Annotated in this window: 8 protein-coding genes; 4 read left to right on the top strand and 4 right to left on the bottom strand. The window is 62.1% G+C overall.

The window, feature by feature from the left end; all coding sequences use genetic code 11:
• Positions 1-37 precede the first annotated feature (37 nt).
• Positions 38-1,534 (top strand): winged helix-turn-helix domain-containing protein, encoded by a 1,497-nt coding sequence (locus DK870_RS28120; protein WP_161550323.1) that lies wholly within the window; start codon positions 38-40, stop codon positions 1,532-1,534.
• Here DK870_RS28120 and DK870_RS28125 read toward each other — a convergent pair.
• Positions 1,481-4,276, bottom strand: coding sequence for a winged helix-turn-helix domain-containing protein (locus DK870_RS28125; protein ID WP_161550324.1), 2,796 nt, complete (start codon positions 4,274-4,276; stop codon positions 1,481-1,483). The two genes, DK870_RS28120 and DK870_RS28125, sit on opposite strands and share 54 nt — an antisense overlap.
• A 320-nt stretch (positions 4,277-4,596) precedes the next feature.
• Here DK870_RS28125 and DK870_RS28130 point away from each other — a divergent pair, with 320 nt between their 5' ends.
• Complete coding sequence (locus DK870_RS28130) at positions 4,597-5,172, top strand: flavodoxin family protein (protein ID WP_060756392.1); 576 nt, start codon at positions 4,597-4,599, stop codon at positions 5,170-5,172.
• A 32-nt stretch (positions 5,173-5,204) separates the two neighbouring features.
• On the opposite strand, the gene DK870_RS28135 is transcribed toward DK870_RS28130, so the two are convergent.
• Complete coding sequence (locus DK870_RS28135) at positions 5,205-5,639, bottom strand: AraC family transcriptional regulator (RefSeq protein ID WP_161550325.1); 435 nt, start codon at positions 5,637-5,639, stop codon at positions 5,205-5,207.
• 328 nt (positions 5,640-5,967) lie between these two features.
• On the opposite strand from DK870_RS28135, the gene DK870_RS28140 reads away from it, so the two are divergent.
• Positions 5,968-6,891 carry a LysR family transcriptional regulator gene (locus tag DK870_RS28140; protein ID WP_060756390.1) on the top strand — a complete coding sequence of 308 codons (924 nt, stop codon included), beginning with the start codon at positions 5,968-5,970 and terminating at the stop codon, positions 6,889-6,891.
• Positions 6,892-6,909: 18 nt separating this feature from the next.
• Here DK870_RS28140 and DK870_RS28145 read toward each other — a convergent pair whose 3' ends face one another.
• On the bottom strand, positions 6,910-8,337 hold the full coding sequence (locus DK870_RS28145; RefSeq protein WP_161550326.1) for a mechanosensitive ion channel family protein: 1,428 nt from the start codon (positions 8,335-8,337) through the stop codon (positions 6,910-6,912).
• Between the two features lie 62 nt (positions 8,338-8,399).
• Positions 8,400-9,416 carry an alpha/beta hydrolase gene (locus DK870_RS28150; RefSeq protein ID WP_161550327.1) on the bottom strand — a complete coding sequence of 339 codons (1,017 nt, stop codon included), beginning with the start codon at positions 9,414-9,416 and terminating at the stop codon, positions 8,400-8,402.
• Positions 9,417-9,685: 269 nt separating this feature from the next.
• On the opposite strand from DK870_RS28150, the gene DK870_RS28155 reads away from it, so the two are divergent.
• A complete protein-coding gene (locus tag DK870_RS28155) occupies positions 9,686-10,339 on the top strand; it encodes a hydrolase (RefSeq protein ID WP_161550328.1) in 654 nt (217 codons plus the stop codon).
• Positions 10,340-10,528 lie beyond the last annotated feature (189 nt).

The raw sequence follows: 10,528 nt of genomic DNA on the forward strand, positions 1-10,528 counted from the left end.
ACCTCGAGTCGGGCCAGGTTTTGCGCACTGAATGTGCATGAACAGACTCAGCGATTTAAACAACAGTGCGGTGTTGCGGTTTGGTCCGTATGTGTTTCACACGCGTCAACGGCTGATCCTGCACGGTGATCGGCCGCTGCGTATGGGCGGGCGGGCCCTGGATATCCTCCAGGTACTGGTCGAACACGCAGGCGACGTGGTCAGCAAGGAGGCATTGATTGCCCAGGTCTGGCCGACTTCGGTGGTCGAGGAAATCAACCTGCGTGTGCACATAGCCGCCCTGCGTCGGGCCCTCAACGATGGCCAGGACGGCTGTTGCTACATCGTCAATGTTCCCCAGCGCGGTTATTGCTTTGTCGCCCCGGTGCAACGCGAGCCGGACGGGCTGCCGGTTTCGATCGAGACCGTTGAGCAACCCCGACACAACCTGCCGGTACGGATCACGCCGGTAATCGGTCGGGATTCGCTGGTGGGCAGCGTGGTCCGGCAGTTGCCGGTGTGCCGTTTCATGACACTGGTCGGCCCCGCCGGCATTGGCAAGACCACGGTGGCTTTGCGCGTGGCCGAACTGTTGTTGCAGCACTATGACGATGGCGTCTGGTTGGTGGATCTGGCGGCACTCGATGATCCGGCGCGGCTCGTCGATTATCTGGGTCAGACGCTCGAACTGGACGTGGGTGGGAAGGCGCTGGCGCAACGGCATGCGTTGCTGGTGCTCGACAATTGCGAGCACTGGCTCGAATGCTGCCGAAAGCATGTGGAGAGCCTGTTGGCTGCGGCGCCACGGTTATCGATCCTGGTCACCAGCCGCGAGCCGCTGCGGGCTGCGCGGGAGACGGTGCAGTGTCTGCCGGCCCTGGCGGTGCCGCCGATGTCGGCGCTGCACAGTGTCGGCGAGACCCTGAGCTATTCGGCGGTGCAGTTGTTTGTCAGCCGTGCCCGTAGCCGCCAACAGGGCTTTACTCTGCGTGAACAGGACCTCCCGGCCGTGCGGGAAATCTGTCGGCGCCTCGACGGTCTGCCGCTGGCCATCGAGCTGGCGGCGGCGCAGATCGATGCGCTGGCACTGGTTGGGCTGCGCGCGCAACTGGATAACTGTTTTCAATTGCTGACCCAGGGCCGGCGCACCGCCGTCGCGCGACATCAGACACTCAAGGCTGCATTGGACTGGAGCTATCAGCGCCTGAGCCCGTTGGAACAGACCGTTCTGCAAGGGCTGGCGGTGTTCAAGATAGCCTTTACGTTGGACGCAGCCATCGGCGTCATCAGCTGTGCGGTGCTGCGGCCCGCCAGCCTCGTCGAAGTGATAGACCGGCTGGTGCATAAATCGCTGTTGTCCGCTGAACAAAGCAATGGCATCACCCGTTACCGGTTCCTCAACACCACCCGCACTTACGTACTGGAAAAACTGGAACTGAGCGGGCTGCAGCGCGTGTTTGAAGTGCGTTATGCCGGCTACATCAGCCGGGCACGCTGGGTCTCAGGCAAGCCGGTGTTGTTGCAACTCGTCAAGCAAGCGACGGACTTTGCTTAGGTCCGGGGTGGCAAAGCCTTCGGTAAACGCGTTGTAGAGGGGCGCCAGCAAATCATGGGCTTGTTGCTGGCGTCCTTGACGCTGCCAAAGCTCGGCCAGGGATGTCGCCGTACGTAGTTCCCACGCCCGTGCCCCCTGGGCCCTGGCAATTTCCAGGGCTTGGAGCAGCACCGTCTCGGCAGCACTCTGGCTGTTTTGCGCAAGCAGGGCATTCGCTCTGGCCCGCAGGATTTCCGCTGTGCTCCAGCCGGCAGCGCCGTTTTCGGCGCGTGCCAGCAAGGCGTCATCGACGAAACCGCTATCCAGGGTGACCATGATTTCATGGATCAGCCCGCTGCCGGCTGTCGCGGGCGGATGTGCGCCCTCGGCATCGAGCACCTGCGCATACTGCCGGGCCCAGTTATAGAACAGCAGCACCGAGTGCTTTTGTGCCTGTTCGAGCAGCAGGCGCAACAGCTCGCGGGCCGTTTGGCGGTCACCGTTGTAGTGCGCGATCAGACACCCGGACAGCGCCAGCGTGTAGCAGATGGACGTGCCGTGGTCGATCTGGACGGCAATGTCCAACGCCTGCCGGGCAGTCTTCCAGGCCTTTTCGGGAAGGCCCTGTAACCAGAGGATCCGCGCCAGAATGGTCAGGGACGCGACGCTCTGGTCGTACTGGATGCCAAAGCCATGGGTGAAGCGATTGAGGTGCCCGCTCTGGGTCATGCACTGGAGGACCTGTTCGGCGCGCTGGCGTGCCTGGTGCTGGTCACCGGCAAAGTGCAGGGCCAGCACTTGCAAACGCTGGGTACTCAGGGAAACGGCGGCGTTGCCTTGCACGCCCAGGCGATCGAATTGCAGGCTCTGTTCCAGGGCCGTTTGATAGTTGCCGCAACTGAGGTTGACCGCCATGTGCCCGGACACGGCCCGGAGCTGGCCGGCCAGGTCGTTGTTGCTTTCGGCCAGGGTTCGGGCGCTTACAAAGGCTTCGACGGTTTCGGCGGTGCCCCCTTGGGTGTGGTAGCAGGCACTGCCGAGGGCGAGGTTGAGGGCCGTTTTCAGGCGGGGGCAGGGTGCGGGCGTCAATTGGAGCAGGGCCAGGGCCTTGCGCACGTAGACACCGTGCTCCTTGAGCAGCGACAGTTCCTGCCAGAGTGGCGTCGATACCGAAGCCAGCTGGATCGCCAGGGCCTGTGGCCCTTGCGCGTTAAAACCCCAATCCAGGGCCGCGCGGATGTCTTCCAGGTGGCGCGCGTAGCGCTCGATCCAGACCTCGGTCTGGACCTGCTCCCAATCGTTGCCGGCCTGGTGCATCAAGGCCAGGCAGCTCTCGGCGTGGCGTTGCAGAGTGCCCTGCAAATCATTTGCCTGGTCGAGTTTTTCCAGGGCATAGCTGCGGGTAGTGTCGAGCAGACGGTAGAACACCTGCTCGTCACCCACCTCCACGTTCAGCAGGGACTTGGCCACCAGTTGCGTAATCGCGCCTAGCACCGCGTGGGGTTCGAGGTGCTCTCCGACAATCACCGTCGCTGCGGCCTCCAGCGTGAAACTGCCCCTGAATACACTCAGGCGGCGCAGGCTGATCTGTTCACAGGGCGTCAGCAGCTCGAAGCTGCAGTCGAGTGTTGCGCGCAGGGTCTGATGCCGGCCCAGGGTCGTCTGGCCGCCCTGTGCGTACAAGCGAAAACTGCCTTGCAGTTGCTTCAACAGTTCGCTCAGGCCGAGGCTGTTCACGTGTGCGGCGGCCAGTTCGATCGCTAACGGAATACCGTCCAGGCGGCGGCAGATCTCGATCGCCAGAGGCAGTTCGTCATCGCTCAGTTCGAAACTGTCATGGCTGGCCATTGCCCGTTCGACGAACAGTTGCACCGCCGAAAAGCCCAGGGCCTGGGAGCGCTCCAGCGCAGCGATGGGCGGCGGGCAGTCGAGTGTTTCCAGGCGCTGCACGAATTCGCCTTCGGCCCGCAGGCTCTCGCGGCTGGTGGCCAGAATGTGCACATCGGGCGCCCCGCGAAGGAGGCTTTCGCTGAGTAGCGCAATCGCGTCGATCAGATGCTCGCAGTTATCGAGGACCAGCAACATGTGCCGTTCATGCAGGAAGGTCGTCAGAGCGCTCAGCGGCTCGGCGTCGTGCAACGACAGCTCCAGCAGGGTCGCCAGGTGGTTGGCGATCATCGCGGGATCGCTGATCGAGGCCAGGTCCAACAGGCGAATGCCGTCCCGGTAGTGACCGATCAGCTGTTCCGCGACGCGCAGCGCCACGCTGGTCTTGCCGATACCCCCAGGGCCGACAAGGGTGATGAAACGCTGGCGTGGCAATTGCGTTACCAGACTGTCAACCAGGGCCTGGCGACCCACCAGGCGCGTGTGACGAATCGGCAAGTTATGCCCGCGCTGCCCCTGGCCGCTGCTCGGCGGGCGTTGTTCGGCAGGCGCCAGCGAATACGGCGCGACAAAGCTGTAACCCCGCTGGGCCACGGTGACGATATAGCGCTGGCCGGCTTGACCGTCGCCGAGGGCTTTGCGCAGCGCCGCGATATGCACACGCACATTGATGTCTTCGACAACGCTGTTGGGCCAGACCCGTGCGATCAACTGCTGCTTGCTGACCAGATCCCCGGCGTGCTCCAGCAGGATCAACAGAATGTCCATGGCGCGCCGGCTCAGGCGCAGGGGCTGGTCGGCCTCCAGCACCAGGCGTTGTCCGGGGTAGACCCGGTAAGGGCCGAAATGTACAGCCTGTTCGGGGGAAAGGGTCAACGGGTCACTCCTGCCTGCATGCGTCTATCACGGGGTATCCGAGCATGTTCCTGAGTTTTTTCCGGCAGCGCAACGCGACGGTACCGGGTATACGTTGCCGGCGGCGTTTGTGGTGCCGTTCACCCGTGCCGTATTGACTGGGGCTGCGCTGACAAAAGGCTGAGTCGCGGCTTTTGGCGCACCCCTGAGAATTAACAACGTTTAACTCGTCCTGCGTCTGGTTTACACCCAAAAATCCAAGGCTTCCAGTCCATCAACCGAAGGCACTGGTTTTTGTGCTCGTGCAGCAAAAGGGATGGACACTTCAGGAGAAGGCTGGAATGAGCGACGTGGTGGTGGTCTATCACAGCGGTTATGGCCATACGCGGGTTATCGCCGAAGCTGTGGCTCAGGGGGTGGAGCGGCACTCGGGCAGTACGTGCCGGCTGATCCCGGTCGAGGAGGTGGACGAGCAGTGGGACTGCCTGCACCGCGCCGACGCGATCATCTTCGGCGCTCCGACTTACATGGGCAGCGCATCGGCGTCCTTCAAGGCCTTCATGGAGGCCACCGCGTCGTTCTACCTGGCGCAACCCTGGCGCGACAAGCTGGCAGCCGGGTTCACCAATTCCGGTTGCCTGTGTGGCGACAAGCTCAACACCTTGCTGCAGATGGCCGTGTTCGCCGCCCAGCACTCGATGATCTGGGTCGGCCTCGACCTGTTGCCGGCGCGCTCCAGCGTTGGCCGGTTCGATGGGCAATTGAATCGTCTGGGCAGCTCGCTGGGGGTCATGGCTCAATCAAATGTCGAGCAGTCCCCGGACCATGCGCCACCTGCCGAAGATCGCTGCACCGCCGCTCACCTGGGGGAGCGGGTGGCGCGCCTGGCCGAACGCATGCACCCTGCGTCGGGTTGATGCATCGCGTCCCATCCCTCACAAGGCTCAGCTCAGCAGTGAGCGGCTTGCGCTGCTGAAGAGGCAGGCAGGGCCCGTACGGCCTGGCAGCGCCAGGCGAACGGGGTGATGCCTTCGCTGCGGGTGAACATGTGGCAGAAGTGCGCCTGATCGCAGAAGCCACACTCCAGGCTGATTTGCGTCAAGGTCAGGTCGGTGTCCTGGATCAGTTGTTTGGCGCGCAGGATGCGCTGGCAACGAATCCAGTCCTGGGGCGACAAGCCGGTGCTGGACTTGAAGGCGCGAGAGAAATGACTGCGAGACAGGGCGCAGGCCCGAGCGAGTTCGGTGACTTCCAGCGTTTCACTCAACCTTTCGAGGATCAATTTCTTGACCAGGCTTTCCCGCCAGGGAGAAAGGCCTCCGGTGGCCGGGACGCGCGTTTGAGTGGTTGATACACGGACGGCGTTGTACTGAGCGTGGGCCATGGCAAATATCCGTATCGATGGGAGCGCGCTGGCGCACTGCGCGATGGCTCAGCAGCTTCCCGCGTTAGAAAACAGTCCTGCACAGAGGGCTTCATTTTTGGGCGCGGGTTGGTGGTTGGCGAGTTAAACGTTGTTAATTCCCTGCCTGTGCAACAGCATCCATTGAGCACATTGCTGCAATTTCTTGCGCTGAAAACGCGTGCATAATTGCGCGTATTTCGCCGGAGCCTATCGAACGCGGGTTTTACCGGCGGGCGGCAAGAGCGCCGATGCTCGAGTGAAGTTCGACTGAGGCGTACCTGGCTCAACACACAATGGGACTGTGCCTATGAACCGTAATGATCTGCGCCGCCTGGACATGAACCTGTTGGTGATTTTCGAGGCCCTGATGTTCGAAAAGAACCTGACCCGTGTGGCTGAGAAGCTGTTCATGGGGCAGCCTGCGGTGAGTGCTGCGCTGGGGCGCCTGCGCGATTTGTTCGACGACCCGCTCCTGTTGCGCAATGGTCGCGGGATGGAGCCGACGGCGCGAGCGTTGGCGATTCTTAAAGAGCTGCAACCGGCGATGGACATCATCTCGGGTGCCGTCAGCCGGGCCAAGGAGTTTGACCCGGCGACCAGCTGCGATGTGTTTCGCATAGGCCTTTCGGACGATGCCGAATTTGGTCTGTTCCCGCCGTTGCTGCGCCAGTTGCAGCAGGAGGCGCCGGGCATTGTCGTGGTGGTGCGCCGGGCCAATTATCTGTTGATGCCGGCCTTGCTCGCCTCGGGGGAGATCTCCGTGGGGGTCAGCTACACCACCGACTTGCCGGCCAATGCGAAGCGCAAGCGGTTGCGTGATATTGCCTGCAAAGTGTTGCGCGGGGATGACCGGCCTGGTGAGCTGACGCTCGATGAGTACTGCCAGCGCCCCCACGCGATGGTGTCGTTCTCGGGCGACCTGAGCGGCAACATCGACCTCGACCTTGCCAAGGTCGGGCGTGCCCGGCGCGTGGTGCTGGGGGTTCCGCAGTTCAGTGGCTTGCGGGCGATGCTCGCCGGTACCGAAATGATCGCCACCGTGCCCGACTACGCGGCGTGCGCCTTGGTCGAAGGTTGCGCCCTGCGAGCCGAAGACCCACCGTTTCCCATCGATGCGGCGCAACTGTCGATGGCCTGGAGTGGCGTTCACGACAACGATCCGGCAGAGCGCTGGTTACGTTCGCGGATCAGTCAGTTCATGTCGCAACCCCTGGACATCGCGACCCCCTAGATCCGGCTGAAAGCGGGGTCAGCGTTTTTGCAACCAGCCCAGGAAACCGCCTTTCCTGACCGGTACGGGCTTAGCCATCAACGCCAGCCGACTGTTCTGTTGCCGTACCGCCTGCAACTTGTTCAACGCCTGGCCGACCTCGCTGCGCTGCGCCATGCACTGGCGGGTCAGCTGCTTGTCGAGACGGTAGATGATCGAGGAGGTCAGCGCGGTGAATGTCGCCTGGGACGGTGTATCGGCAAGGATGCTCTGTTCGCCCATGACCTCGCTCGGCCCCATGCGACCGGCCTCGGCCAGCCCATTGCTGTCGGACACGCTGACACTGACGATACCGGTGGCAATCACAAACAGGCTGTCCGGCACTTCGTCCAGATCCAGCACCACCTGGCCGGCGCTGTATTGTTGCGGCACCATTGATTCGGCGAGGCGGTCACGCTCCTCATGGCTGAGCGAGCGGAAAACCTTCACCTCATCGAGCAACGCACGGGCGCGGCTCGAGGGTTCGATCACACCGTCCGGATGCCGCGAGATACCTGCCGCCTCAAGATGCCGATGGGCGAGGTCGAACAACTGGTTGCGCACGTCGCCTTTCCTGGCCAGTTCGGCGATGAAACCGCTGGCCACGTATTCGGACATTTCCTCTCCCGCCTCTTTGAGCAACGCTTTCGGCGCCGGGTTGAGCAACAGGCTGCTGCTGCCTTGCAGCGTCCGGTCGAGGGCATCGAGTACCCGGCGCGGCCGCACGTGATTCGGCACCTTGATGCTGATCGACACGCCGTGCAGGTTGGTGGGGCGGCTGAGGTTGACGATCTTGGCCTTGGCCGCCACCGAGTTAGGCACCACCGCCAGGGTACCGGCGCTGGTCAGCAGATGGGTGGCACGCCAGTCGATATCGAGCACCTTGCCTTCGACGCCGTCGATCATCACGAAATCGTCTACCTGATAGGGCTTGGTGGTGTTGAGCACGATGCCGGAGAACACGTCGCTCAACGTACTCTGCAGCGCCAGGCCGACCACAATGGCGACCACCCCGGAGGTCGCGAGCAAGCCTTTGACCGGCAGCTCCAGCACATACCCGGCGGCGGCGACAATGGCCGCCAGGAACACCAACGCGCCGATCACGTCCTGCAACAACCGACCGCTGTGCCCGATGCGCCGCATCAGAATCAGGCCGACCACTTCGGTCAGCACCCGTGCGGCGTACAGCCACCAGAGAATCCCCAGCGCCGTAGCGCCCAGTTGCGCAACCCGGTCATCGGCAAACGACGGCGCCTGCAACGGGCTGACGCCGGCATTGATGACCAGCGCGCTGAACGCCACGAACAACAGCAGGCGCACGCCAATGCGCGAGGCGCGGTGCGTGAACGGGGCGAGATGCCAGAGCAACGCGTCGAGCACCAGCAGCAGGGCGCTCCAGGACAACGGGTGGGTGAGGAAAAAGCTCATGGATTGCACTCCGGCGGGTACAAAAAACTTGCCACACCCTGAGGTGTGGCGAGAGGTCGGACTCAGTTCAGATGCGTCTTGAGTTCGGCTGCGGCTTGACGTACCGCCGCTTGGACTTCCGGAATCCGGCTTAGCGGATTGAGCAGGCCGAAGTCATGAAGCATCCCGTTGTAGCGCACCGCAGTCACCGGTACACCGGCCGCGTCGAGGTGGCGGGCGTAGCTTTCGCCTTCGTCACGCAGCACGTCGAACTCGGCGGTTTGCACCAGCGCGGCAGGCAGGCCCTTGAGCTGTTCGGTGCTGGCATTCAGGGGGGATGCGTGGATCTGTGCACGTTCGGCCGGGTTGGTGGTGTAGTTGTCCCAGAACCACTGCATCATGCCTTTGGTCAGGAAGTGGCCTTCGGCAAACTGCTGGTACGAGGCGGTTTCGAACCCGGCGTTGGTCACCGGCCACATCAGCAACTGGAAGCGCAGGGCCGGGGTGTGCTGTTCCTTGGCTTTCAACGCCACCACCGCTGCCATGTTGCCGCCGACACTGTTGCCGGCCACCGCCAGACGCTTGCCGTCGACGCCGATGTCTTTGCCGTGCTCGGCCACCCATTGAGTGGCGGCGTAGGCCTGGTTGATCGCGGTCGGGTAATGAGCTTCCGGCGACGGGGTGTAGTCGACGTACACGGCAACTGCGCCCGAGCCCACCACCAGATCACGAATCAAGCGTTGGTGGGTCGGAAAGTCGCCCAGCACCCAACCGCCACCGTGGAAGAACATGAACACTGGCAACACGCCCTTGACCTTGGCCGGACGCACCACTTTCAGGTTGATCACCTGACCGTCAACCTGGATCGCCTTGTCGCTGACCTCAACCCCCGACAGATCGACCTTCACCGACGCCTGGGCACCGGTCAGCACGCTGCGGGCATCTTTCGGGCTCAGTTGCTCCAGCGGTTTGCCACCGCCGGCGGCAAGGGCGTCGAGGAACGCCTGGGTGTTGTGTTCGACGCCAGGGCTGCCGGCGGCGAAAGCATTGCCGATGGACAGGGCGAGCAGGGAAGCGGTAAGGGTTTTCTTGAGGCTCATGGTCAATTCCTTTTTCAAACGTTCGAGTTTTTATGCCTTGGGATCGGGCTGCTGTGACGCTGGGTTCAGGTCTCAGCAACACCGTGAGCACAGATTAATGAGGCGCCTGAAAGTGAAAAAGCGGCTGTGAACCGTTTAACTGTCAAGCAGGTTGTGACAATGAGCCCGTTCGAAGGCCGGCGTGATTTTCCAGATCCACACACCCATACAATCGCTGTGCTTGAACGAAGCCGAAAATGGTGCCTCTCAAACGCATCCGGAGAAGTGTCATGGCAATCGCAAAGGCAGTACCAGGCAAAGGTTTGATTGATCCGAGCAACCACGCTCTGATCCTGATCGACTTCCAGTCGCAGATGTCATTCGCGACCAAATCCATCGACGCCGTCACACTCCGTAATAACGCTGCACTGATTTCCAAGGCAGCGAAGGAGTTTGGCGTTCCCGCCATTCTTACCACCGTCGCCGAAAAAAGTTTTTCGGGGCCTATGTTTGAAGAGATCACTTCGGTCTTCGCCGGTCAGGAACTGATTGACCGCACCAGCATGAATACCTGGGAAGATGAGCGCATCGCCGTCGCCGTGAACAAGATCGGTCGCGACCGCATTGTTCTGGCGGGTCTCTGGACATCGGTCTGCATTGTCGGGCCCGCGATCTCTGCCCTTGAACAAGGCTTCGAGGTCTACGTCATTTGCGACGCGTGCGGCGACGTTTCGGATGAGGCGCATGAGCGTGCCATCGAGCGCATGATCCAAGCCGGTGCGCGCCCAATGACCTCACTCCAATACCTCCTGGAACTGCAACGCGACTGGGCCCGCGGCGACACCTACAACGAAACGGTGAAAACCGCTATCGCTAACGGCGGCGCCTATGGTCTTGGTTTGATTTACGCCAAAACCATGTTTAACGCATCCGAAGGTCACTGATCCGTACTGCGCTTCTTCCTGTGATAGGCAGGGGGCTATCCTCAAAAATGATGCCCCTTGCGCACCGCTTGCTGCGCTTTTGATCTGCTTTTGATCTTGATTTTGATCTTAAGCGCCCCGTCAAACCACGCTGGCCGAACGCAGGCTTGAATCCGTGGGTAACCCGGCAGGACGCCGGGTTAGCCGTCC

Source organism: Pseudomonas sp. Q1 (assembly GCF_009935975.1).
Classification (GTDB): domain Bacteria; phylum Pseudomonadota; class Gammaproteobacteria; order Pseudomonadales; family Pseudomonadaceae; genus Aquipseudomonas; species Aquipseudomonas palleroniana.

What these genes read in the sequence shown, in the direction of transcription:
- DK870_RS28130 (WP_060756392.1), top strand. Translation starts at nt 4,597, where the DNA reads ATGAGCGACGTGGTGGTGGTCTATCACAGCGGTTATGGCCATACGCGG.
- DK870_RS28135 (WP_161550325.1), bottom strand. Translation starts at nt 5,639, where the DNA reads ATGGCCCACGCTCAGTACAACGCCGTCCGTGTATCAACCACTCAAACG.
- DK870_RS28145 (WP_161550326.1), bottom strand. Translation starts at nt 8,337, where the DNA reads ATGAGCTTTTTCCTCACCCACCCGTTGTCCTGGAGCGCCCTGCTGCTG.
- DK870_RS28140 (WP_060756390.1), top strand. Translation starts at nt 5,968, where the DNA reads ATGAACCGTAATGATCTGCGCCGCCTGGACATGAACCTGTTGGTGATT.
- DK870_RS28155 (WP_161550328.1), top strand. Translation starts at nt 9,686, where the DNA reads ATGGCAATCGCAAAGGCAGTACCAGGCAAAGGTTTGATTGATCCGAGC.
- DK870_RS28120 (WP_161550323.1), top strand. Translation starts at nt 38, where the DNA reads ATGAACAGACTCAGCGATTTAAACAACAGTGCGGTGTTGCGGTTTGGT.
- DK870_RS28150 (WP_161550327.1), bottom strand. Translation starts at nt 9,416, where the DNA reads ATGAGCCTCAAGAAAACCCTTACCGCTTCCCTGCTCGCCCTGTCCATC.